This window comes from Hallella absiana (assembly GCF_025457485.1).
Lineage (GTDB): Bacteria > Bacteroidota > Bacteroidia > Bacteroidales > Bacteroidaceae > Prevotella > Prevotella absiana.
Genome location: NZ_JAMXSP010000008.1, coordinates 65,335 through 90,386, shown reverse-complemented (window position 1 = coordinate 90,386; position 25,052 = coordinate 65,335). Strand labels below are relative to the sequence as shown.

General features: G+C 51.4%; 21 protein-coding genes. 7 read left to right on the top strand and 14 right to left on the bottom strand.

Annotated elements, in window-relative coordinates; all coding sequences use genetic code 11:
* Positions 1-329: 329 nt before the first annotated feature.
* The 3 genes from rnc to NG346_RS05855 form a co-directional block, all read right to left on the bottom strand.
* Complete coding sequence (gene rnc, locus NG346_RS05865) at positions 330-1,394, bottom strand: ribonuclease III (RefSeq protein WP_262279485.1); 1,065 nt, start codon at positions 1,392-1,394, stop codon at positions 330-332.
* A gap of 24 nt (positions 1,395-1,418) precedes the next feature.
* The gene (fabF, locus tag NG346_RS05860) at positions 1,419-2,681 is read right to left on the bottom strand and encodes a beta-ketoacyl-ACP synthase II (protein WP_262279486.1); all 1,263 of its coding nucleotides are present in this window, start codon (positions 2,679-2,681) and stop codon (positions 1,419-1,421) included.
* A 129-nt stretch (positions 2,682-2,810) separates the two neighbouring features.
* Positions 2,811-3,047 (bottom strand): acyl carrier protein, encoded by a 237-nt coding sequence (locus NG346_RS05855; protein WP_154533069.1) that lies wholly within the window; start codon positions 3,045-3,047, stop codon positions 2,811-2,813.
* 238 nt (positions 3,048-3,285) lie between these two features.
* On the opposite strand from NG346_RS05855, the gene NG346_RS05850 reads away from it, so the two are divergent.
* Both NG346_RS05850 and NG346_RS05845 read left to right on the top strand, forming a co-directional pair.
* Positions 3,286-3,891, top strand: a complete 606-nt coding sequence (locus tag NG346_RS05850; RefSeq protein ID WP_262279487.1) for a DUF4254 domain-containing protein — start codon at positions 3,286-3,288, stop codon at positions 3,889-3,891.
* Between the two features lie 44 nt (positions 3,892-3,935).
* A complete protein-coding gene (locus tag NG346_RS05845) occupies positions 3,936-4,982 on the top strand; it encodes a glycosyltransferase family 9 protein (protein ID WP_262279488.1) in 1,047 nt (348 codons plus the stop codon).
* A gap of 141 nt (positions 4,983-5,123) precedes the next feature.
* On the opposite strand, the gene mutS is transcribed toward NG346_RS05845, so the two are convergent.
* From mutS to NG346_RS05795, 11 genes are all read right to left on the bottom strand, one after another.
* A complete protein-coding gene (gene mutS / locus NG346_RS05840; protein ID WP_262279489.1) occupies positions 5,124-7,793 on the bottom strand; it encodes a DNA mismatch repair protein MutS in 2,670 nt (889 codons plus the stop codon).
* 71 nt (positions 7,794-7,864) lie between these two features.
* Entirely contained in the window at positions 7,865-8,488 is a 624-nt protein-coding gene (locus NG346_RS05835) for a YhcH/YjgK/YiaL family protein (RefSeq protein WP_262279490.1), read from the bottom strand.
* A gap of 243 nt (positions 8,489-8,731) precedes the next feature.
* The gene (locus NG346_RS05830) at positions 8,732-9,967 is read right to left on the bottom strand and encodes a VapE domain-containing protein (protein WP_262279491.1); all 1,236 of its coding nucleotides are present in this window, start codon (positions 9,965-9,967) and stop codon (positions 8,732-8,734) included.
* Positions 9,968-10,600: 633 nt separating this feature from the next.
* Positions 10,601-12,091, bottom strand: coding sequence for an alpha-amylase (locus NG346_RS05825; RefSeq protein WP_262279492.1), 1,491 nt, complete (start codon positions 12,089-12,091; stop codon positions 10,601-10,603).
* Between the two features lie 256 nt (positions 12,092-12,347).
* Positions 12,348-13,613 carry a glycosyltransferase family 4 protein gene (locus NG346_RS05820; protein WP_262279493.1) on the bottom strand — a complete coding sequence of 422 codons (1,266 nt, stop codon included), beginning with the start codon at positions 13,611-13,613 and terminating at the stop codon, positions 12,348-12,350.
* A 14-nt stretch (positions 13,614-13,627) separates the two neighbouring features.
* Positions 13,628-15,574, bottom strand: a complete 1,947-nt coding sequence (locus tag NG346_RS05815) for an amylo-alpha-1,6-glucosidase (protein WP_262279494.1) — start codon at positions 15,572-15,574, stop codon at positions 13,628-13,630.
* A 483-nt stretch (positions 15,575-16,057) separates the two neighbouring features.
* Complete coding sequence (gene miaA, locus NG346_RS05810) at positions 16,058-17,011, bottom strand: tRNA (adenosine(37)-N6)-dimethylallyltransferase MiaA (RefSeq protein ID WP_262279495.1); 954 nt, start codon at positions 17,009-17,011, stop codon at positions 16,058-16,060.
* Complete coding sequence (locus NG346_RS05805) at positions 17,008-18,570, bottom strand: ATP-binding protein (protein WP_262279496.1); 1,563 nt, start codon at positions 18,568-18,570, stop codon at positions 17,008-17,010. The genes miaA and NG346_RS05805 overlap by 4 nt, the downstream gene beginning before the upstream one ends.
* A 344-nt stretch (positions 18,571-18,914) precedes the next feature.
* Positions 18,915-19,754, bottom strand: coding sequence for a CPBP family intramembrane glutamic endopeptidase (locus NG346_RS05800; protein WP_262279497.1), 840 nt, complete (start codon positions 19,752-19,754; stop codon positions 18,915-18,917).
* 29 nt (positions 19,755-19,783) lie between these two features.
* Positions 19,784-20,005, bottom strand: a complete 222-nt coding sequence (locus tag NG346_RS14570; protein WP_396266737.1) for a CPBP family glutamic-type intramembrane protease — start codon at positions 20,003-20,005, stop codon at positions 19,784-19,786.
* Positions 19,986-21,047 carry a C1 family peptidase gene (locus NG346_RS05795; RefSeq protein ID WP_262279498.1) on the bottom strand — a complete coding sequence of 354 codons (1,062 nt, stop codon included), beginning with the start codon at positions 21,045-21,047 and terminating at the stop codon, positions 19,986-19,988. Before NG346_RS05795 ends, NG346_RS14570 begins: the two co-directional genes overlap by 20 nt.
* Before the next feature lie 42 nt (positions 21,048-21,089).
* Between NG346_RS05795 and NG346_RS05790 the strand changes: the two genes are divergently transcribed.
* The 5 genes from NG346_RS05790 (at position 21,090) to NG346_RS05770 (ending at position 25,000) form a co-directional block, all read left to right on the top strand.
* Positions 21,090-22,349, top strand: coding sequence for a peptidase U32 family protein (locus NG346_RS05790; protein WP_262279499.1), 1,260 nt, complete (start codon positions 21,090-21,092; stop codon positions 22,347-22,349).
* A complete protein-coding gene (locus NG346_RS05785; protein WP_154533079.1) occupies positions 22,336-22,764 on the top strand; it encodes a SufE family protein in 429 nt (142 codons plus the stop codon). Before NG346_RS05790 ends, NG346_RS05785 begins: the two co-directional genes overlap by 14 nt.
* Entirely contained in the window at positions 22,757-23,320 is a 564-nt protein-coding gene (locus NG346_RS05780) for an RNA methyltransferase (protein WP_154533080.1), read from the top strand. Before NG346_RS05785 ends, NG346_RS05780 begins: the two co-directional genes overlap by 8 nt.
* A gap of 1 nt (position 23,321) precedes the next feature.
* Entirely contained in the window at positions 23,322-23,765 is a 444-nt protein-coding gene (locus tag NG346_RS05775; RefSeq protein ID WP_262279500.1) for a hypothetical protein, read from the top strand.
* Between the two features lie 671 nt (positions 23,766-24,436).
* Positions 24,437-25,000, top strand: a complete 564-nt coding sequence (locus tag NG346_RS05770; protein WP_262279501.1) for a hypothetical protein — start codon at positions 24,437-24,439, stop codon at positions 24,998-25,000.
* The last annotated feature ends 52 nt before the right edge of the window (positions 25,001-25,052 follow it).

Genomic DNA, 25,052 nt, shown 5'->3' with positions numbered 1-25,052 from the left:
AGACTGTGGATATCCCCAGTCCGTGGCTTTTCGACACGATCGTGTGGATAAGCATAAAGTTATTCCGGGGTTTTTCCACAGTTTTCCACAGGGTTATCCACATAGAAATGACAATGTATTGTGTATAGTGAATAAGATTTTATGGATCACTGATCGTGTATCGTGTATCATGTGCTATGTAAACATGATCGGATAAAGTATATGAAAGATCATGAGAAGGGCGCGTCAGCCTGACGGTGTCATTGTTCGTAGGTTGGCGTAGAAAAACAATGATGGGCTCAACCTGCGGCGAGGTTGGGCCCATCATCATCGTATGGATAGAATAAAAGCTATTGTTTCTGATTGTCTCCGTCTTCAACGAAGGCAGCCTCTTCAGCGGCAGCGATGATCTCCTCCCGGTTTTTCTCCCTGGCACTGATATCGCTCAGGTCGAATTCCTCTTCCTTTGCCTCTACAGAGTTGGCTGGTTGCTCGAGTGCACTGTCTTCTTCGGAGAAGACCTGCTCGCGGAACGATGTCTCGTGCTTCGGTCCCATATTGCGGGAAGCGTCTGTCGTCTTGACGAAAGCTTCAGCCTCGCTGGTGCTCGGCACATCCTGTACCGGCTCCTCTTCCATCTTGGTGCGGCTGGCCTTGGCGGCGAAGACACTGTCGATGAACTGCGGTTCGCGCTTGAGTTTATCGAGGGTGTCCTTGGCGGCTTTCTGCTGGCTCTCCTTTTTGGAGAAGCCCTTGCCCATGCATCCGTCAAGGCCTTCGAGCTTGATGACGCAGCAGAAGGTAGGATTGCCGTTGGCATCCTTGCTCTGTGTGGTCTGGCTGAAGTCGAGGTTTACCTTGTTTTTCTGACTCCACTCGATGAGCTTGCTTTTGAAGTTCACCTCCTTGTAAGCCACCTTGTCGATGTTGATCATCTGCGAGAGGATGCGCTTCTTGAGGAACGTCATACAGGCGTCGTAGCCACGGTCGAGATAGAGCGCGCCGACGAGTGCCTCGAAAGCGTTGCCACCGAGATAGCTGTTGTGTGTGGCGGAGCGGCCGCTGGAGAGAATGAGATTGTTGATGCCCATCTCCATGGCCAGTTTGTTGAGTGTGTCGCGCTGTACGAGTTTCGAGCGAGTGTTGGTGAGGAAGCCCTCACGCTTTCCGGGGAAGTGTCGATAGACGATGTCGCCTACAGCAGCGTCGAGGATGGCGTCGCCCAGGAATTCGAGTCGCTCGTTGTTGACGGGTTTGCCTTTTTTGTTGCGGTGCATGACACTTTTGTGCATCAGCGCCATTTTGTAATAGCTGATGTTGTGTGGATACACACCGATGATATGGTATAAAGAAGAATAAAGCTCCTTATCCTTTCGGAAGGGGAGCCTTATTCTGTCTAAGATATGATTAAACATATACTTTCTTTGTTCAGCAATCTATTACTCAGCGTACTTCTTGACGATGACGCAAGCGTTGTGTCCGCCAAAGCCGAAGGTATTGGACAGGGCAGCGCGAATGGTACGTTTTTGAGCTTTGTTGAAAGTGAAGTTCATGTTGTAGTCCAGCTCCGGATCATCATCGCCCTCGGCGTGGTTGATGGTCGGCGGCACGATGTCGTTCTTTACACTCAGCACGCAGATCATGCCCTCTACGGCACCTGCGGCACCGAGGAGGTGGCCGGTCATGCTCTTGGTAGAGCTGATGTTGACCTTGTAAGCCTGCTCGCCGAAGAGATCCTTGATAGCCTTGGCCTCAGAGATGTCGCCTACGTGAGTGGACGTACCGTGAACATTGATGTAGTCGATGTCCTCGACGCTCATGCCAGCGTCCTCAAGGGCAGCCTTCATGACGAGCTTGGCACCGAGACCTTCAGGATGCGAGGCTGTGATGTGATAAGCGTCAGCGCTCATGCCCTCACCGGCAATTTCGGCATAGATCTTGGCACCACGTGCCTTGGCGTGCTCAAGAGTCTCAAGAATCAGGCATCCTGATCCCTCACCCATGACGAATCCGTCGCGGCTGGCGCTGAAGGGGCGGCTTGCGCCCTGAGGATCGTCGTTGCGGGTGGAAAGAGCCTTCATGGCGTTGAAACCACCGACACCGCAGTCGCAAATGGCAGCCTCGGCACCTCCGGCCAGGATGACATCAGCCTTGCCCAGGCGCAGCAGGTTGAAAGCGTCAGCCAAAGCATGGCATGACGAGGCGCACGCACTGGTGGTCACATAGTTGGGACCATGGAAGCCAAAGTGAATGCTGATCTGTCCAGCTGCAATATCTGAAATCATCTTGGGGATGAAGAACGGGTTGAACATCGGTCCGCGATCCATGTGCTGGCCGTAGTACACTACCTCGTCCTGGAATGTCTTGATGCCTCCAATGCCGATACCGTAGACCACGCCCACGCGGTTTTTGTCGACAGTCTCCAAATCCATGCCCGAGTCCTTGACAGCCTGAATGGCACTGATCATGGCCAGCTGCGTGCAGCGGTCCATCTTGCGGGCCTCCTTGCGGTCGATGTAGTCATTGACATTGAGGTCCTTGACTTCACAAGCGAACTTCGTCTTGAAATTGGTTGTGTCAAATGATGTAATAGGTGCTGCGCCGCTCTTGCCTGCAAGCAGGTTGCTCCACATCTCTTCGACGGAGTTACCTACGGGCGTGACGGCACCCAGACCTGTTACAACTACTCTTTTCAATTCCATTGGATTATGTTTTTGATTAAAAGAGTTTAGCGTTTAATGTGTCTGAGTCAGTTGCCAACTGGCAGTCTGAAAGAAATGTAAATGGTGAACTACATTAAACGCTAAACGGAGAAACGCTTCAGACGTAGATTACTTAGCGTTGTCCTCAATGTACTTGATGGCGTCGCCTACAGTCTGAATGGTCTCAGCCTTGTCGTCGGGAATAGAAATGCCGAACTCCTTCTCGAACTCCATGATGAGCTCTACGGTATCGAGAGAATCAGCGCCCAGATCGTTGGTGAAGCTTGCTTCTGGCTTTACTTCAGCCTCGTCAACACCCAGTTTGTCTACGATGATAGCCTTAACCTTTGATTCAATTTCTGACATAATTGTAACGTTTTAAATGATTAATTTTGTATTTTCACTATTAAACTGGGTGCAAAGGAACAAATTTTTTACCGATTACACAAATATTTTATCGATAAAATGCTATTTTCGTGCACATTAACCTATTGTTTGTGCATAAAATATAGTTTTTTTCTTCTTCTTTTTCCTCCTTTTCGTTGTATATCTCAAAATTAGTTGGTAACTTTGCATGAACGCATCAATCAATTCTGAACAATATATGTCTTTTACTCAACAGTGCAACGAGATTTTCAACAAAGCCATTGATGATTATCATGTCATGGACAATGTGGATACGCCGATCAACAATCCTTATGAGCGCGAATCCATCGACAACCGGCTTTATCTGAAGTGCTGGATAGATACTGTCCAGTGGCATTTGGAAGATATCATCCGTGACCCGCATATCGATCCTATAGAGGCGTTGAGCATCAAACGGCGCATTGACCGATCCAACCAGGACCGCACGGACTTGGTGGAGCAGATCGACTCCTATTTCCGGCAGAAGTATTCCGATGTCACTCCCCTGCCCGATGCACGACTCAACACTGAGAGTCCCGCCTGGGCTGTGGACCGGCTGAGTATCCTCGCACTGAAGATCTACCACATGAAGGAGCAGACGCAGCGCGACGACGCTACCGAAGAGCACAAGGCACGCTGCCAGGCGAAGCTCAACGTGCTCCTGGAGCAGCAGAAGGATCTCTCGCTGGCCATCGATCAATTGCTGGAGGACATACAGGAAGGACGAAAATACATGAAGGTTTACCGACAGATGAAGATGTACAACGATCCGAGTACCAATCCTGTGCTTTACGGCAAGAAGTGAGAACAGCTGACGAGAAGTGAGGATACCTTAGCCCTAAAAATAACATGAAAACCGAACATATACTGATTATCCGCTTTTCTGCCTTAGGTGATGTCGCCATGACGGTGCCTGTGGTCTATTCGTTGGCAAAGCAGTATCCCAACGTGCGCATCACCATGCTGTCCAAGCCGTTTGCCCGCCCGCTGTTTGAGAACTTGGCGCCAAACGTGGGATTTATGGAGGCGGACCTGGCTAATGAATATCATGGACTGAAGGGTCTCAATGCGCTCTACCGCCGTCTGACTGCCAAGAACTTCACGGCGATCGCTGATCTGCACAATGTCATACGGTCGGATTACCTGCGTATGCGATTTAACTTCGACCGCTATCGTGTGGCGCATCTCGACAAGCACCGCTTGCAGCGCCGTCAGCTGGTATCCTATAATAATAAGGTGTTGGAGCCCATACCTTCCGCTTTTGACAATTACGCCAAGGTATTTGAGCAGTTGGGCTATCCCGTACATCTGGAATTTACTTCACTGCTTACTCCTGAGCAGGCCGGACTGTCACAACTGCCGGAGGGCTATAACATCAAGAAGCCGTTTCAGCAGTGGATCGGCATCGCTCCTTTTGCCGCACACCGTGGAAAAGCCTATTCATTGGCACAGATGGAGAAGGTGGTGGCTGAGCTGACGCGCCGTCATCCTTCCTGCCGCATCTTCCTCTTTGGCGGTGGCAACAATGAGAAACAGCAGCTCGACGACCTTGTGAGCCGTCACAGCAACTGTGTGAATGCCTCTGCCGCGCTGGGTGGTATGATGAAGGAACTGGTGTTGATGAGTCATCTTGACGTGATGATCAGCATGGACAGCGCCAACATGCACTTGGCTTCTCTCGTCGCTACGCCTGTGGTGAGCGTATGGGGAGCCACGCATCCTTATGCCGGATTTATGGGATGGGGACAGAGTGAGGACAATGCCGTGCAGGCAGATCTGCCGTGCCGTCCTTGCTCCATCTATGGCAATAAGGTGTGCCGCCGCGGAGACTACGCTTGTCTGACGGGTATTCAGCCCCTTGACATCGTTGAGAAAGTAGACAGAATACTCAAGTGATTACACAATAATAACCAATAGTAGGGGCGGCCACTTTGTGACTGCCCCTACGCATTTACCGCCAAGTGTGGTAGGTGAATTGTTTATCTGGCATTTCACTCCCCTCTCCTTGGGAGAGGGGTAAGGGGGTGAGGCTTCCCCTTACTTGCTTTTCCCCGTCACTATCTTCTTGATTTCATTGAGCTTGTTGAGAGCTTCCACGGGTGTGAGATTATTGATGTCGAGACCGAGAATCTCGTCACGCACTTGAGAGAGAACAGGGTCGTCGAGTTGGAAGATATTGAGTTGCACACCGTCTTTCTTGTCCGCGATGTTTTCCATCTTGGGCTTTCCTGCCGCTCCCACTTCCGATCCTTCCTCCTCAAGCTGCTTCAAGACGGTGTTGGCACGCTTGACGATAGAGCGCGGCATACCGGCAATCTCAGCCACATGAATACCGAAGGAATGCTCTGAACCGCCCGGAACGAGCTTACGCAGGAAGATCACCTTACCGTCAACCTCCTTGACAGAGACGTTGTAGTTCTTGATTCTTGGGAAGTGCTTCTCCATCTCGTTGAGCTCATGATAGTGCGTGGCGAAGAGCGTACGGGCGTGGGCATGCTCATTTTCATGAAGATACTCCACGATAGCCCAGGCGATGGAGATGCCGTCGTAGGTGGAAGTGCCGCGTCCGAGTTCATCGAAGAGCACGAGAGAATGAGGCGACACATTGTTCAGAATATCAGCTGCCTCGGTCATCTCCACCATGAATGTAGACTCGCCCAACGAGAGATTGTCGCTGGCACCCACACGTGTGAAGATCTTATCCACGACACCTATTCTTGCACTCTCTGCCGGAACAAAGCATCCTATCTGTCCCATGAGTACAATCAGTGCCGTTTGGCGCAGCAAAGCAGACTTACCCGCCATGTTGGGACCCGTAATCATCATGATCTGCTGCTTCTCGGTGTCGAGATAGACATCGTTGGGCACATAGCGCTCGCCCAATGGCATCTGCGTCTCGATGACGGGATGGCGGCCCTGATGAATGTCGAGCACATCACTGTCGTCAACGACGGGACGCACATAGCAGTTGTCTTCCGATACCTTGGCAAAGGAGAGCAGGCAGTCGATATGCGCCAGGATGTTGGCATTGATCTGTATCTGCGGGATGAACTCCTGCATGGCCACGATGAGTTCAGAGAAGAAACGGGCTTCCAACTCCAGTATTTTCTCATCGGCACCCAATATCTTTTCCTCGTATTCTTTCAGCTCAGGCGTGATATAGCGCTCAGCCTGCGCAAGTGTCTGCTTGCGTATCCATCCTTCGGGTACCTTGTCCTTAAAGGTGTTGCGCACTTCAAGATAGTAGCCGAAAACATTGTTGAATCCTACCTTCAGCGAGGAAATGCCAGTCTTCTCCGTCTCGCGCTGCTGTATCTCCAGCAGGTAGTCTTTGCCGCCGCGTGAGATATTTCTCAGCTCATCAAGCTCAGGGCTGTATCCGTCAGCGATGACTCCTCCTTTGCTGACGAGCTGTGGCGGATCGGGTGTGATCTCCTTTTCGATGCGGTCACGCAGGCTTTCACAAAGGTTGAGCTGCTCACCGAGTCGTCTGAGACAGTCGTTGTCGGCCGTCTGACAAGCCCCTTTGATGGGCTGCACAGCCATCAGCGCATTTTTCAGCTGTACGACTTCACGCGGTGATACACGTCCCACGGCCACCTTGGAGATGATGCGTTCCAAGTCGCCGACACGGTGGAGCTGCTCGTCGATGAGCTGCCGGAAGTCGGGATGCTTGAAGAAATACTCCACGATGTCGAGTCGCTCGTTGATACGCGACACCTCTTTCAATGGAAATACCATCCACCGGCGCAACATACGTCCACCCATTGGCGTAGTGGTACGGTCGATGACGTCGAGCAGCGAAAGGCCGTCTTCCTGCATGGGCTGCAAGAGTTCCAGTGACCGGATGGTGAACTTGTCGAGGCGCACATATTTCTCCTCTTCCAGCCGCTTCAAGGATGTGATGTGGTTGATGCTGGTATGCTGGGTGAGTTCCAGGTACTGCATGATCGCACCAGAGGCTACGATGCCAGCCTTGAGATGCTCCACACCGAAGCCTTTCAGCGATTTGGTGCCGAAATGCTTCAATAGCTTTTGCCGGGCATTCTGTTCTGTAAACACCCAGTCGTCCATCTCAAAGACACAGTATTTCGTACCGAAGAACTGCTCAAAGTCTTTCTTGCGTGTGCGGTCATAGAGTACCTCCTTTGGCGAGAAGTTTCCCAAGAGCTTCTCGACGTAGTCGTATGTGCCTTCACCGGTGAGAAACTCACCTGTGGAGATGTCGAGCAGGCTCAGTCCGCAGGCTGTTTTACCGAAGTGTACGGCAGCGAGGAAGTTGTTTTCCTTGTAGTTGAGTACGTTATCGCTCATGGCAATACCCGGCGTAACCAGTTCGGTGATGCCACGCTTCACCATTTTGTCCATCTCGGAGAGCCCCTTCTTGCCTTTGATGGCGGCGCGTTTTTTCTTCGGGTCTTCGAGTTGGTCGCAGATAGCCACGCGTTTTCCGGCACGGATGAGCTTCGGCAGATAGGTGTCGAGGGCATGGTGCGGGAATCCGGCCATCGGCGTGTCGCCGGTGTTGCCGCCATTGTTGCGCTTGGTGAGCGTGATGCCAAGGATCTGAGAGGCCACGATGGCATCGTCGCCATAGGTCTCGTAGAAGTCACCACAGCGGAAGAGCAGCAAGGCATCGGGATGTTTGGCCTTGAGTGAGAAGAACTGCTTCATCATCGGCGTGAGCGCCGTATCTTTTGTAGACATATATTTAGTATAGACTTAATGAGTTTTGAAGATAGTATCAAACTCATGATCAATTACCCTTTATTGTAGAATTAGAGATAGTCAACCTTTACGACGACGACACGGATGTGCTGGTCACCGCTGTCGGTCTTCACTTTAGCAATGTGCCAGTCGCCGGGGAAGAAGAGGAAGAAGTGCTGCGGGTCGCTGTCGTAGAAGCGGGTACGCTGCACGTCATAGGCATAGTGCACGACATCGGGGCGGTAGGGCACGTTGATCTTGCTGGTGTAGTGGTCGATGAGCACGAAGCGCTCCGTGCCTTTCACGACATATTGGAAGTCGATATGATGGTGATGACTCTCAGACCGCTGCTGGCTGAGCTCCCGGTTGACGTCGTCTTCCACACTGGCGACAAGCGTAGAGCCGGGAATCGGCGTGCGTCCCTTGGGCAGTGCGAGTAAGTCTGTCTTTGCCAACCAGCTGAAGAGTGCCTTCCACTGCTCCGGATTTTTCTGATATTGTGTATAGAACTCAGCGGCGTTGACGGTGGAGTGAGGACTTGCGGCTGTGAATCCCTCACGCCAGGCACCGCTGTTCATCCAGTTCTGCGCCTCTTTGACGAAGGCTTTGTCGGCATAGTATTTTGTGTAATATCCTTGTGCATGTGTGGCTACTGTCAGCAGGCTGAGCAGCAGAAAGAGAAATGCTTTTTTCATCTGTATGGGTTGTTGATATGATTTTATTGTTGATGTGTCTATATATATAATAAGGTGTGCGGGCAAATGTAGCGGTGGACGCCTTATGAAAAGCGGTGGACGCCTTATTATAATAAGGCGCACTTAACTTAGCCTTAGAAAGACGCACGGCATGAGCATGGGGGGAGAAACGTCGTGAAAAGCGGCTTTTCAGCTTGCCGTCATAGCTTTTTCAGTCCTCACTCATTTTTTTTCTGTCTGCCGTCATGGCTTTTTCAGTCCGCCAAGTCCGGCGAGCAGTGCACGGGCGAGCGGGTTGTTGTCGAAGTTCTCCTCTTCTTTTTCCTCAGGCTCGCTGTCGAAACTATCGTCGATCTTCCTTGGGTCTTTCTCCACAACCTTATAAGCTGAGCGTCCGTGAATGCGTGTGCGTGTGAAGCCGGCGTCCTGCAAGGCGAAGCCTACGTCCTGATTGACGTGCTCACCCGGTGTCCAGTAGGGATATTCCTTCATCAGCCTGTCGATGATCGCGTCGATATATGTGGCTTTCACCTTCTTGCCCTTGGGAGGCGCAGCGTAGAGCATGGACACCATCTTCACGAGGTTGTCGGCTTCCTGGAAGGGAGAGTTCTGCACTGCCATAGCCTCACGCTCCTCGTCGGTCAGCGTATAGTCCTCGCCATTCTCCAGTTCTTCTGCAAGCTGCGCATAGAGCTGGTCATAGTCGATAGGCGTTTTGGTGTCGATGGCGTGGGTGATCTCCACACAGAAGAGATGCGCGGCACCGACAGCATCAGTCATTGGATGGAGATTGCCAGTCGTGGCGATGAAGGCCGCATATTTTTTCCGTGGTTCCCGTGTGGTGCCGTAAGGCCACCGCTGTACGGGCGTGCTGCGCGAGAAGAGATAGCGCACGGCGGGCAGCTGATCGGTATTCTCCTGATAAAACTCATCGAGCGCCACGAGCAGATGGGTGGTGACGAGCTCATGCACGTCGGCCATCTGCCGCACACGCACCTGATCGGTGTAGTAGCGTCTGAGGCTTGGCGGTAGGATGAGATTGCAGAAAGTCGTCTTGCCATAGCCGAATTGTCCCACGATGACGGGTACGATGACATCGTTTTGCGCCACGGTCAGCCCCATCCAGCGTGCCACCATCTGCAGCATCCACTTATGGAAGCGGTGCGGCCAGTCGGGATTTGAGGTGATGATGCGCTGTGCCAGTTCACCTACATAGTCGTTTCCGTCCCACGGTTCAAGGCTTTCCATCCAGCTCTTGGCGGGATTCCACTGCTCGATGATGGTCGAGTGGATGTATTGTTGCAGTTGCTCTTCAGTGAGATCAACACCCTGGCTGTTGGCCATCAACAGCAGTGTGTTCTGTGCTTCCACAGACAGCGGCTTGTATTCGGCCATGTCGGTAGGGGCATAGAGCGTTTCTCCGGTCAGCACATTGCGTCTGAGCCGGCATTGACTTTCAAGGTAGGTGAGTGCATCCATCGTCGTGATTCTATCTATAGTGCAAAGATACCAATATATTTCGAGAAAACAAAATATTAGCTATCTATGTGGTATAGAGCAGGAGACACTGTCGGCTATGGGAGTGCAAGATGTTTTGAGGGGCATAAAAAAGCAAATCCTCACCTCTCCCATTGGGAGGTGAGGATTTGTGCTAACCTAAATAACAATCTTAATTTTACCCTTAAGTGACTTAATAACCTAATGAAAACCTAAAAAAAATAATCTTAAACCTAAAAACTAAAAACCTATATGAAACAATCTACTAACCTTAAACCTATTGAACAAAAAGTGTTCAGTCTACTCAGATTATCGTTCTCACGAACTTGTTTCCTTTTGACACTGCAAAGGTAGAAAGTTTTTTATGTACGAACAACACTTTATGATGATTTTATGGGTAAAGTGTTCTTTTCTTGACCTATGTCAAACATTTGTGTGCGCACACACAGAAATATTATAAGAAATATATGCGTAACGCAAAAAGAGGCGACGTATCTTTGCAATACGTCGCCTCTTTTGCGTTCATCCCCTTGTGCCGGAACCGGTGTTTGATAACGCAATCATGTCGTTTCCAAACATTGGGGGATGGATTGAGATCTTATGATAGAGCAGATGCTACTTCTTTTCTTCCGTAGCAGGAGCTTTGGTTTCCGTAGCAGGAGCTTTGGCTTCCGTAGCAGGAGCTTTGGCTTCTGCTATGGTTTTCTTTTCCTTTTTATCCTTCTCCTTCTTGCTTGCGGTTTTGCGGGGAGCGCGTGCCGGTTTAGCTTTGGGCTTTTCCTCTTTCTCACGCAGTTTCTCGTTGGCAGCCTCAAGTTTCTCGAGTTTAGCCTGGAGTCTTGCGATCTCCTTGTCTTTCATCTCTATCTCGTCGCCCTCGTTCTTGATCGTTGTGAGCAGCGAGTTGAGCTGATCGTTGTCGATCTCAGGCGGATAGAGGCTGTTGACGCGGTTGATGAAGTCGCCGAGGATGTTCATGTAGTTGGTGAAGGCATCGAAGGGACTGGAGTAGATGCCTCGGTCGAGTCCCACGCTGCTGGGCTTTGTGGTCATGAAGCGGAAGTTGTTGCTGGCCTGCAGATAGTCCCAGTCCTGGTTGATACGCGGGTCGTTGGCGATGCGCACACGCTCAGCGACGCTATAGAGCTTGTCGAAAGCCTCACGCTGCATGGGGTTGCCGAGCCATGAGCTGACGTCGCGCTCCTCGTCGACCCAAGACAGTGTGTCGGGGACATCGAGGTTTCCTACGCTGTCGTGAGTGTTGCAGATCTCGGTAGGCGTAGAGAAGGAGATGCCGGCACCTTTGGCGAATTTCGGCAGTGCGGCCATGAAGTCAAGGATGTTTGACGACAGCGGCTGTGCGATGCCGAGGGCAGAGAGTTCCATGAAGATGTTGAAAACCTGCTCTTCCTGCGGTGCTTTGGCGATGCGGTCGATATACTGGTCGGCGAAGAGCGGGTAGCCTTCCCAGTCGCTGTTGTTGAATCTGAGGCTGATGTCGTCGCTCATGTTGACGTCGCGCAACAGAAGTTTCAACTCAGGAGCCATCGAGCAGTTATAGACATAATGGGGTGATTTCCATCCGAGCACGTGTTTGGCGCCTTCGGTAAGCATGCCTTTAAATCCGAGTTGGGCAGCTTGCAGTCCGATGTCGTCGCTGTAGATGAGTGAAGAGTTGCGGAGCACGGTAGGCTTGCGACCAAAGTAGTCGACCATCTTCTGGCACTGTTTGCGCACGTCGGCAGCGAAGCACTCACTGTCTTTGAGCGATGACAGACCGTGGGAATAAGGTTCTGCGAGAAACTCCACGCATCCCGTCTTGTTGAGCTCCTGTAGTTTGTCGAGCACTTGCGGAGCGTGTATCTCGAGTTGCTCCATTCCGACACCGGAGATAGAGAACGCGCATTTGAAGTAACCGTTGCTGTCCTCGATCATCTTTTGCAGCGTGTTGAGGGCCGGCATGTAGGAGCATTCAGCGATGTGGTTGATGGAACGCTCGTTCTCGTAGTCGTCGTAATAGTAATGATCGGTACCGATGTCGAAGAAGCGATAGCGCTTCAGATGTACGATCTGATGTATTTCGAAATATAAACAAATGGTTTTCATAATGTTGAATGTTGAGTGTTGAATGATGAATTTACTCAGTGTTGAATAATGAATTGCAAGGTGGACGGTGCGCAGCACCGTCTTACAGAACCAAGCCCACCGCTAAAGCAGCCTACCTTTAAAGTAGCCTACCGCTAAAGCAGCCTACCTCTAAAGTAGCCTACCTTTGTGTTGTAGCCCTCCCTTGTTCTTACTCTTGAAGCATTTCACTCCCCTCCCCCTTTGGAGAGGGGCTGGGGGGTGAGGCTGTTTATTATTACCACCCCAGCGTCTTTATATATAGTTCTCTGATCCATCGTCCCACTTTCTCCCAAGTGATCTGGTCCACCTCTCGTTTTCCTTCTTCTTGCAGATAGTGGAAGAGGCTTGGGTTGTGGCAGATGCTGTAGATGGAGTCAGCCAGCGCGTGGATGTCCCAGTAGTCGACCTTGATGCAGTTGTGCAGGATTTCGGCGCATCCACTCTGCTTGGAGATGATCGTCGGCGTGCCGCACTGCATGGCTTCGAGTGGCGAGATGCCGAAGGGCTCGCTGACCGACGGCATGACATAGACATCAGAGTCTTTCAGGCATTCATAGACCTGCTTGCCGCGCATGAAGCCCGGGAAGTGGAAGCGGTCGGCGATGCCCCGCTCAGCGGCCAGGTAGATCATCTGGTCCATCATGTCGCCTGAGCCTGCCATACAGAAGCGGACGTGGCGTGTGCGGTGGAGCACCATGTTGGCAGCCTCGACGAAATACTCCGGTCCTTTCTGCATGGTGATACGTCCGAGGAAGGTGACGATCTTGTCGCGGTCGGTGTGGTCGGGACGCGGGATCATCTTGTTCTCGGGTGACAAAGGATAGACGGCATTGTGCACGGTGAATACTTTGCGTGGATCCTGATGGTATTGGTTGATGACCGTGTTGCGTGTCAGGTCGCTGACGCACATGATGCAGTCGGCATGATCCATACCGTCTTTCTCTATACCGTAGACAGTGGGGTTGACATGTCCGCGTGAGCGGTCATAGTCAGTAGCGTGGACATGGATGCACAGGGGCTTGCCACTGACCTGCTTGGCAAAGATGCCGGCAGGATAGGTCAGCCAGTCGTGGGCGTGGATGATGTCGAACTCTTCTGATCGCGCCACCACGCCGGCGATGATCGAGTAGTTGTTGATCTCGTCGTGGAGATTGGCGGGATATCCACCGGCAAAGTCCATGCATCCCAAGTCGTTGACGTTCATATAGTTGAAGTCAGCGTAGATATGATCACGGAAGTGGTAGTATTCTTCGGGGCTCATCAGGTTGCCGATGCGCTGCTTGACGTAGTCGTAGTTGACATCTCGCCAGGCGATAGGCACGCAGTTCATGGCTACGATATGCGCGAAGGTGTGATCCTCGTCTCCCCAGGGCTTAGGCAGGCAGAGCGTGATGTCGACATCGCCCTGAGCGTGCAGTCCTTCCGAGATACCGAAGTTGGCAGTTGCCAGACCGCCATAGACATGAGGAGGATACTCCCATCCAAACATTAAGACTTTCATATTGGTTCCTCCTATTATTGATATTTATATTTTTCCAGTTGTTCCAGTGCTCTGAGTATCTCGGCCACGTTGGCGGCGAAGGAGATGGCGCCCCTGCCGTGGAAGGGCGGGTTGCCGTCGAAGAGCTCGGGAAGCGTACCGACGCAGTGACAGAACATCTCGTCCTCGTATCCGACCATCTGTCGTTCGATGAAGCTCAGGCGTGTGCGTTTGTATAGTTTCAGGCATGCTTCGACATAGAAGCCGAAGAGCCACGGCCATGCCGTACCCTGATGATAGGCGTAGTCACGCTGTGCCTGTGGTCCTACATACATGGGGTTGTATCCGCCACTTTTTGGCGATAGCGAGCGGAGTCCTTTTGGGGTGAGCAGTTCCTTGGTGCAGATGTCGATGATATTTTTTTTCTGTTCCTGCGAGAGTGGAGAATAGTCAAAGGCAGCGGGGAAGATCATGTTGGGTCTGACGCTCCAGTCTTGTTTGTCGCCGTCGACATAATCGAAGAGATAGCCGAACTTGTTGACGAAGGTAGTGAGGAAAGCGTCTTTAGTCTTGTCGGCTTGCTGGTTCAGGCTGGTGGCAAGGTCGTCGTGGTGAGCTTCTTGTGCGAGTTTGGCACCGAAGCAGAGTGCGTTGTACCACAGTGCGTTGAACTCCACGATATATCCTGTTCGCGGCACCACGGGGCGTCCGTTGGCGGTAGAGTTCATCCAGGTGACGGCACGCTCCGAGCCGTCGGTTTTCACGAGTCCGTTGTCGTCGACGATCAGGTTGGGATGTTTGCTGTCGGAAATATAGGAGATGATGTCCCAAACGAGCTGTCCGTATTTCTTAGCGCAACGCTCATCGCCTTCCTCCTTGGCGTATTGCTGTATGCACCAGATAGCCCACAGGGGCGCGTCGGGCTGGTTGAGCTCATATAGGTTGACGGTGAGCGGTTTCTCCTCCATGAATTCGCGGAGTCCTTTCTCTGCTGTCTTCATCACAGCCTCGAAGAATTCTGTCTCCTCGATGCTCAGTGTCAGTCCGGGCAAAGCGATGAAGGTGTCGCGTGCGCGTGCCTTGAACCATGGGTATCCGGCGAGGATATATTTCTCTCCGTTCTTGTCTTCGACGTGGAACTGATGGGCTGCGTTGATCAGGCAGTGGAAGAAATTGTCGCGTGGCGCGCGCTTGTCGGCCTCTTCCTGAAAGAGCGGTTTGAGTGTGCGCACTTTGTTCTCTGTGGTGGAGGCGGCAAAGACGATGCTTTCGCCCTTGCGGATAGGCATCTCGAAATAGCCGGGCACATAGAGATCCTCGTTGCTGGCGTATCCGCGCTCCTGCTCTTTGGGGTACTCGATGCCGCGGTACCAGTCGGGCTGGAAGACGAATTTCACCTTACGCGAGAACTGCATGTAGAGGTCGGGATAGCCCGGATACATGCAGGTTCTGATGCCGTTTTCCACCTCTGTATAGTCTTTGTTGGCCACACTGTTCTCATGTGTAAATTGTCTGACGCTTCGGAAGGCGAGGAAGGGACGGAATTGTAGTGTAGTGGCCGAGTGTGCGTCGTCGAGGGTATAGCGGATGAGCAGTCGGTTTTCATGGTGTTGAAAGACGACTTCTTTCCTGAGGATCACGCCACCAACACGGTAGGTGGTGGTGGGCACTTTGTCGCAATCAAATGATTGGATATACTTGTGCCCCATCGGGCTGTAGTTGTTGCCCTGATATTTATGCAGACCGAGGTTGAAAGCTGCCCCATGCTGGATGACACTGCAGTCGAGTGAAGAGAGCAACACATGGTTTTCATCGTCAAGTTCCGGTACGGGGACCACGAGCAGACCATGATATTTGCGAGTGTTGCAGTCTACTATCGTCGAGCATGAGTAAGCTCCCGAGCGGTTGGTTCGCAGGATTTCCTTGGGCAGGCTCTCCTGTAAATTGGTCATCAGGGCTTTTTCAAATTTTAGATAGCTCATAGTTCGCAATTAAGGTTATTATATTATTATTGATGATTGTTCTTATTGTTAGGCGCAGTGCGTAGGCTCTACGTTGACCCCAAAGTTAGTAAATTATTGGGAATAAAGCAAATAATGTAATCATTATTTTGGTAAGATGACGAAAAAATGTAATTTAGTAAACCGTTGATGATTTAGGTGTAAGTTTCTGCACGGTATTTCTCTTGCTCAAGGCTGATTGCTGTCATCTTGAACGGATCAACATTGTTGTGATGTTATTCTGCTTATTATTTACGTTTGAGCCCATCATGGAGTCTTATGATACCCTATTGGTATTTTATGATCGCTTAAGGGATCATAGGATTCGCTATGTTGATAGCGATCAGCAACAAATAAAAAATAGTCAAGGCATAGTAGCAAAGAAACATGCCTTGACATAGGGAGCGGTCCTCTTCGGGATCGCTCATTTTTTTATAGATCTTAAGCGCGTATTATCAAGAAAGATTACGCTTTCTTTTGCAGGGAATGGAGGGCGGACTGATAGATTTCGACGACCCTTTTCACTTTTTCCTCCATTGGCAGCATGGCATCGACCCAGTGGATGACCGTGCCGCGGCGCTCCATGCCGCGGAACCACGTCATCTGGCGCTTGGCAAACTGGTGGATGGCAATCTCCAGCTGGCGCACCATCTCGTCGTAGCTGAGCTGTCCGATGACGTACTCAGTGACGTATTTATATTCCAGTCCGTAGTAAGTGAGGTCTTCGACCTTGATGCCGCTGTCGAGCAGACGGCGCATCTCCTCCACCATGCCGTGGTCGAGGCGCTGATGCAGACGGGCGGTGATGCGGCGGCGGCGCTCGTCGCGGTCAATGGCCACGCCGATGACAACGCTGTCGATGGGCGGCATCTGCCGCAGCTCGGTGGGGTGCTCGAGGTTGTAGTTCTCGATCTCTATGGCGCGGATGGCCCGCTGGCAAGAGTCCACGTCGGTTTTGTTGTGCATCGTGGAGCCCGTCTGCAGTTTCAGTTTCACGAGCATGTCGGTCAGTTCGTCGAGCGTCTTATTCTCTAAACTCTGCCGCAGCTTCGGGTTCTGCGGTACGGGTGATAGCGCATAGCCCTTGAGCACCGCCTCGATATACAGGCCGGTGCCACCGCAGAGGATAGGCAGCGCACCCCGCCGCTGGATGTCGTCGTAGGCGCGGTGGAAGTCCTGCTGATACTGAAACAGATTGTATTTCGTTCCCGGTTCCGCGATGTCGATGAGATGATAGGGCACCGGCTGACCGTCGACGACATAGTCTTCGAGGTCCTTGCCCGTGCCGATGTCCATGCCACGATAGACCTGACGAGAGTCGCCGGAAAGTATCTCGCCTCCGAGCACGTGTGCCACGTGTGCGGCGAGGTCGGTTTTGCCCGTTGCTGTGGGGCCGAGGATGGTCAAGAGTTTCTTCATAGTTCTACAATCTTCCAGTCGTTGATGGTTCGCTCCTCCGATGAGAAGTTAATGCCCACCTTCACGATTTTGCGGCCGTCGGCCTCGTAAGGGATAGCATATCCGCGGTCGTCGATCTGCTTCAATGCGTCGTCGACGTTGCCGTCCATCTTCAGTTCCATGACATAGATGTGACTGTCGGTCTTAAGCAGAATGTCCATACGGCCTTTTGCGGTGCGCACTTGAGCATAGACATAGAGGTTGAGGAACGAGAACATCACGTAGAGCATGGCGGTGAAATGTCCTTCCCGTGCGGGTGCGTCCTTGAGCGTGCCCTCCTCGTAAGGGATGCCGGCAAGGAACGAGCGTGCGATGCGCAGGGCCTCGTCGATGTTGTCCTTGCGCAATGCCAGGTACATCTTACCCACGGTGATCGTCGTGAGGTTGGTGTCGCGGCATAGATAATAAGGTACGAGCGTGCGCATCATGCCCACCTTCACCTCTTCGTTGGGGTAGCCGAGCGTGTAGAGGTTGAGGATCGGGTCATAGGCCTTGATGGTGAGATAGCCGCTCTGATAGAACAGCGGCAGCACGGAGTGCATGTCCTCCGTGGGAGCGTCAAACTCTTCCGCTATAGCCTCGCTGCCCTCCAACTGCGTGATGTCGGTGTGGAACTTCTTCAGCATGTTGATCAGGAAGGTCGGTGTGCCGGTGCCAAACCAGTAGTTGTCGATTTTGTCCATCGTGATGGCATATAGTAAACTGAAAGGATTGTAGACACCTTCACTGTTTTCTGTGAAGTGGTAACCGTCGTAGCGTCGTTTCATCTCGGCAAAGATCTTCTCGTCCGTTGTCTTGTAGGTAAGACTGAGCTGATGGATGCCTTCCGCGAAATTGTCTCTGAGCTCCTGTTCGGTGATGCCGCAGATGGTGGCATAGTGGGGAACCATGGAGATATTCACCAGATTGTTGAGTTGAGAGAAGATACTCAGTTGCGAGAACTTGCTGATGCCCGTGATGAAGACAAAGCGCAGATAAGGGTCGAGATCCTTCAGTGGCGAATAGAACGACTGCAGTTCGGTGCGCATGATTTCGAGCCGCTCTTTGTCGTGGAGCACCGTGAGCAGGGGCGCATCATACTCGTCAATGAGGATGACAACCTTGTTGCCCGTCTTGGCATAGATGTTTTTCACCAAGGAGGTCAGCCTCGTTGGGATATCATCGCCTCCTACGGAAATTCCATTTTCCTTTTCAGCCCATTCCAGTTGAAAGTTGATATTGTTGTCCAAGTCTTCTATAGTTCCTTTCTTTGCCGAGGCCAGGCTGAAGTGGAGCACGGGATATTGTTTCCATTCTGTCTCCAGTTGCTCCACCTCCAATCCCTTGAAGAGTTCTTTCTGTCCACTGAAATAAGCCTTGAAGGTACTGGTGAGAAGTGACTTGCCAAAGCGGCGGGGACGCGAGAGAAACACAAAGTTGTTCTGCGCGGCATCGTACATCAGCCGCGTCTTGTCGACATAGAGAAACCCGCTGGTGCGCAGCTTCTCAAAACTCTGTATGCCTACTGGATACTTTACCATCGTTGATTCGTTTTTTATTCTATTTGCAAACTTACATAAAAAAAAGGAGACCCGCAAGTCGGATCTCCCGTTTTTTATGTAAGAGGATTCATAATTTATGTTTAACAAAGCATCAACTCAGAATATGTAACAAATCCCCCCTTAGCGACTGACTGATGTCATTTTGAGCAATTTCTCTTTGATGCCTTTCATGGTAATCACGTTAATGAAGTCACAGCCAAAAGTGGTTCTCATTTCTTTTTTATTAATTCTACCATTATATTTAGGGAGATCTTCACGTTCTGTAATCTTTCCTCTTTATGCAAGCAAATGTAGCGAACTCCGTTGCGATAGAACTTATTATTTTATGCTGTGGTTTGATTGTGGCGTTTTTGCTTTAGCTTTAGCGTATAGTATAGGGAGATGGCCACACCTATTAATATAGCGATGACGGAAGCTTCGGGGCCAAAGGAACCGCCTGTCAGCCATGTCGGACCGACGAGACGTGACATGATAATGGGATGCTGGATAAACGCCCCGGAAACCGGACAGCCGAAAACGTATCCTTCAAGATAGTTCCAGGCCCAGTGCATCCCTATCGGTGCCCATAGCGATTGATGATAGACATAAGCTACTCCCAACAGCCATCCCGACGTGACAGCTATGGCTAAGGCCGACCAGACGGTTGCCCCGTCATTGAAGATATGGGCAAAGCCAAAGATCACGGCAGAAAGGATCAAGGCCCAAGTCATGCCTATTCTGTCACAAAGCAGTCTGAAGGCGATTCCTCGGCAGATGATCTCCTCACCAATGCCGACGACGGCAAACAACAGCCAGCCGTAAAGTTGGTTCTGTATGTCGCAGTTGATCTTCTGCGGCTGATAGACGTTCAGGTAGTATAAGCTCGCCATGATGGTTCCAAAGAACAGAACAGACACTCCCCATCCTGTCAACAGTATCTTGACATCATGTTGCGGTGTGGCAAATATCTTGGCTTTGACTCTGGTATACAGCACGAGAAACTTCCTGAACGAAAGCAGCAGCACCCAGCAAGCAACCAACGCAATTGGAATCTTTGCATAGATGGTGTAATCCATCATCAAGATGGCTTCGAAGAAGCCCATGATGAACAGAAAGCAGACGATACCTATGAAGAAAAAACATATCCATTCATAGAAGTCCATCTTGTTTCTTTTGTTGTTCATATACAGATATTAAATTTCGATCTTAATGATTACCATTGGACGAGGACTGGGAAAGCTATTCCTGTCAAATTGCAGACGGCATGGGCGATGAAGCAATATCTCACATCATGGTATCTGATGAACAGATAACATAGAGGTATTGCAAAGATAAACTTGTCTACTCTTAAGAAGGGGTCTCCAAGATGGGCACAGAAAAACAATACGGAGCTACACAGAATGATAACAATAGGCTTAAAGCGACTTCTCTCCATCATGCTGACAAGCCATTTTCCCCATTGCCTCCTTGCTGAGATATATAGCAATAGTTTTGAGTTTGACGTACTGATAGCTGAGATACATGAACCCGTCGAATCGGTTTCCGTTGCCCCATGAGTTTTTTGCGATGAAGAAGCGGTGGCCTTGCCGGTCATGGGCCAGTCCGCAGAGCTCCATGCAATGGTCGTCGGTGGTGCGGAAGGTCTCGAAGGCGCGCTGCCGGTCGAACTGGTCATAGTCGGCCTTGCCGTTTTGCAGTACGGCGACGCCGCGCTGAAAGTCAAAGCCCGGCTCGCTGATGTCGCCTTCCCAACAGACGGGATGGCCGTGCTTGAGAGCATGGACGATGGTATGCATGAGCGAGTCGATAGGCACGTTGAGGAAATAGTCACGCATCTGATTGTCGGGGACTTCCAAGATGAACGGCTTGCCGAAAGGATGATGGGAGAAGCTCGTCAGCGAGAGATATTCCTCGGGACGGCATACGCTATGGGCAAACTCCAGGGGCGTGTAGCGGGCTCCCAACATCATGATGGTGCCAGGCAGATAGCCGATGTGCTCGTCGAGTGCCTTGTCGACGCGACCGTTGAGCATGCCAAGAGAAGTGCTTGCACGGGCAATCTGCTGCACTGTGCGGGCAACGACGGGATAGTCGACCGACACATTATTATAATAGCTGTCGTAGGGCAACATACCATACATTGCCATGAGATCAAAGACCATCGACGCCATGCCTCGCATCGTCACCTTGCCGTCGTTGCGGTTGAAATAGTAGTTGGTGGCCTCGTTTTTGAGTAGCATTCTGGCCATATAGTCCACCGAGAGGTGCACCGAGTCACCTTGCATGAGATGCTCCGACTCGATGGTAGCCAGCATGGCATAGACCCAGCAGAGCGGGCTGCGCCCCTGGTCGAGAACCGGTGTGGTCTTGATGACCACATCATTTCTGAACTCACTCTTCACCGGCTGACGTTTTAGAGGTCGTCCGCAGCTGATGATCATCACGAGGCCAAGCAGGCCAAAGACTATTTTCTTCATTTCAAGTGCAAAGATAAGCAATTATTTGATTACCTTTGCACTATGAATGCTAAAATAGAGGATTTTGAGATCATGGCCCCCGTGGGCTCACGTGAGTCGCTCGCTGCAGCTTTGCAGGCCGGCGCCGACTCCGTATACTTTGGTATCGGACAGCTGAACATGCGGTCGCACAGTGCCAATCATTTCGACATCAGCGATCTTCACGACATCGCGCGCATCTGCAACGAGCATGGCGTGAAGACCTATCTCACCGTCAACACCATCATCTATGACGAGGACATGGCCACGATGCACACCATCATCGACGCAGCCCGTGAGGCCGGCATTTCGGCTGTCATCGCCTCCGATGTCGCCGTGATGGTCTATTGCCGCCAGGTAGGCATGGAGGTGCACCTCTCCACTCAGCTCAACATCAGCAATGTGGAGGCACTGAAGTTCTATGCTCAGTTTGCCGACGTCAGCGTGCTCGCCCGAGAGCTGAACATGAAGCAGGTGAGCCACATCCACGATGAGATAGAGCGGCAACAGATCTGCGGCCCTGCCGGCAAGCCGGTGCGCATAGAGATGTTCTGCCATGGAGCCTTGTGCATGGCGGTCTCGGGCAAGTGCTACATGAGTCTGGCCGCTGCCGACCGCTCCGCCAACCGTGGCCAGTGTGTGCAGATCTGCCGTCGCTCTTATATCGTCACCGATGCCGAGACGGGCAATCAGCTTGAGATCGACAACAAATACGTGATGAGTCCCAAGGATCTGAAGACCATCCGCTTCCTCGACAAGATGATGAAGGCCGGTGTGCGCGTCTTCAAAATCGAGGGACGTGCGCGTGGACCAGAATATGTCTATACCGTGGTGACCTGCTATAAAGAGGCACTGAAAGCGGTACTCGACGGCACGTTTACCGAAGAGAAGAAGGACGCATGGGACGAGCGGCTCGCCACTGTCTTTAACCGCGGATTCTGGGACGGCTATTATCAGGGGCAGACAATGGGCGAGTGGAACAAGCACTACGGCTCGCTCGCCACGGAGCGCAAGCGTCTCGTGGGCAAGGTGACGAAGTATTTCTCGAAACTCAACGTGGCGGAGATTGCCGTTGAGGCTGCTCCCTTTGAAGTGGGCGACAAGTTGCTCATCACCGGCAACACCACCGGCGCGATGTATCTCGACTGTACCGAGATCCGCTACGACCTCAAGCCTGTCAGGCGGGCCGAGCAGGGATGGCTGGTTTCCATCCCCGTGACGGGAAAAGTCAGACCAAACGATAAATTCTTTAAGTTGGAGAAAGTAGAATATGAAGACGATTAATGAACTGCAGGACGAAGTCGTGGAGGAGTTCAGCGACTTCGACGACTGGATGGATAAATATCAGATGCTCATCGACCTGGGCAATGAGCTCAAGCCGCTCGATGAGAAATACAAGACCGAGCAAAACCTCATCGACGGTTGTCAGAGTCGTGTGTGGCTGCAATGCGACTTTGTCGACGGCAAGCTGGTGTTCACCGCTGACAGCGATGCGCTCATCGTCAAGGGCATCATCGCCCTGCTCATTCAGGTGATCAGCGGCCACACGCCGAAAGAGATTCTCGACGCCGACCTTTATTTCATCGACAAGATCGGGCTGCGCGATCACCTTTCTCCCACCCGCTCCAACGGTCTGTTGGCTATGGTGAAGCAGATCAAGGCGTATGCGCTGGCGTATAACATGAAGGAAAATGCATAAGCTCAGAACCATAGAGATGCACCGCCTCACGGTGGAAGAGTTTAAGGAAGCCAAGAAGCTGCCGCTGGTGGTTGTGCTCGACAACGTGAGGTCGCTCTACAACGTCGGCTCGGTGTTTCGCTCGTGCGACGCATTTCGTGTGGAAGCCGTCTATCTTTGCGGCATCACCGCTTGTCCGCCTAATGCCGAGATCCATAAGACGGCACTCGGCGGAGAGGACAGTGTCGACTGGAAATACTTCAAAAACACTGAGGATGCCGTGGCCGAACTCCAGCGTGAGGGCTATTTTGTCTACAGCATCGAGCAGGTGGAGGGCAGTACCAAGCTACAGCACCTCAGAGAATCCCTGGCCACACAGCGTGAGAAAGGCGTAGCTCAGCGCTATGCTGTCGTCTTTGGCAATGAAGTCAAAGGCGTGTTGCAAAGTGTGGTGGACATGAGCGACGGCTGTCTGGAAATACCTCAGTTCGGCACCAAGCACAGTCTGAATGTCAGCGTCACGGCGGGCATCGTAGTGTGGGAATTTGCCAAACACCTACTCTTGCAGCAGAAATGACATGAGACACTGTCCATTGATGCTTCTCCTCGCGGCAGGTATGCTCACGGCGTCCTGCGCTACCGGCAACCGTGCCGTCAACTATAGTGAAGCCCGCAACTATTTCTTTCGCAACGATGCCAAGCAACCCGCTGACCTGCTGATCATCCGCAGCCAGGCAGAGTTGGAGCAATATTTTGGTGAGGCCGCCTTTATGGGTAAGGGTGGTGAGTCGACAAAGATAGACTTCAGCAAGCATTTTGTCGTAGCGAAAGTACTGCCCGTCACCAACCATCTTACCAATATCTCGCTCCGACGTATCAAGCGCAGCGGCGATAAGTGCCTTATTTTGGTATGGCATATTGCTGTTAATGACACTTCACTGGCTTATTCCATGCAGCCCATGAAGCTGGTGGTACTCGATAAGAAATACGAGAGATACCAACTTCTCGAAAAGGTAGAGTGATTTGAAGCCAGCTATGTTCGATGCCTTGCGCACTACACGACCAAGAAAGTCTGTCGAAGTGTAGACACATGTTTTGTTGGATAAACTGACAATTTTCCGCCCTCATACAGGCGATTTTCTGAAGCAAACCATACTTTGCCCAGAAAAACGCGAATTTTGGAATGTTTTTGTAACTGTTTGATAATTAACGAACTACACTTGTAGACTGTTTTTGATGAATTCTTAGTGCAATTTTGGCATTGAAAAAATGATGGAAATCTCTGTCAAAGTACCTTTTTCATGCTGTCATCTCACTGATTTCTCATGGTAAAATCAGTGAGATGACAAGGTAAAATCAGTGAGATGACAAGGTGAAATCAGTGAGATGACAGTGAGAGGCTTCAAATCTGAGTGTTTTTCCCCGTTTTTTTCTTCATCCTCTCTTGATGGCTTCTCCAGATTGCAAGTCCGCGATGAATAAGTTTTGTAATAAGCTTTGATGTTAATAAAAGTCGATGGCTGTCTGATAATGCATTATCAGAAATAAAAAAAAACAGGAAATATAGGGCTTATTTCGGGCAATATTTGTATTTTTGTATGGCTCCATCGGTCTGTGGAATAGCAAGTCTGCGCATGAAGGACCATGGGGCGGAATAGAAAACAAGCTTACGAAACAACAACACAGCCTTAATATGAAAGAGAAAATACTCATCCAACGCATCGAAGAAGTCACGGGCCAGCACTATGACTCGCCCAAGGATTTCGACAAGCTCAGCCAGCAGATCTTTTTCAAAACCGAGGAAATGGTCAGCCCTTCTACCTTGAAGCGCTTGTGGGGTTATATCGACAGTGCTTCCTCGCCACGCTCCTACACTCTTGACGTACTTGCCCGCTTTCTGGGCTACCGCGACTACGAGGCCTTCAAAGTCGATAATGAGCATGCCGATGTGCAGAGCGACATCACCCTCTGCGACAAAGTCTCGTGTGAGGATCTCGCTGTCGGCGACCTGTTGGAGCTCAGCTGGCTGCCCAACCGCCTTTGTCGGGTGGAGTATCTTGGCGACGGACGCTTCCGCGTCGTGGAGGCTCAGAACACCAAGCTCAGCGTGGGTGACACCTTCTTTTGCTCTTTGTTTCTGAGCCACGAGCCGCTCTTTGTCGACAAACTCATGCACGACGGCAATGGTCCTTTTGTCTATGTGGCAGGAAAAAAGGACGGAATCACCGTCAGGCGGCTCCGTCCTTCTGCGTTATAAAACCGAACTAAAAACTACACTTTCTGATAGAGGCAGTCCTCATTGTAGGGGG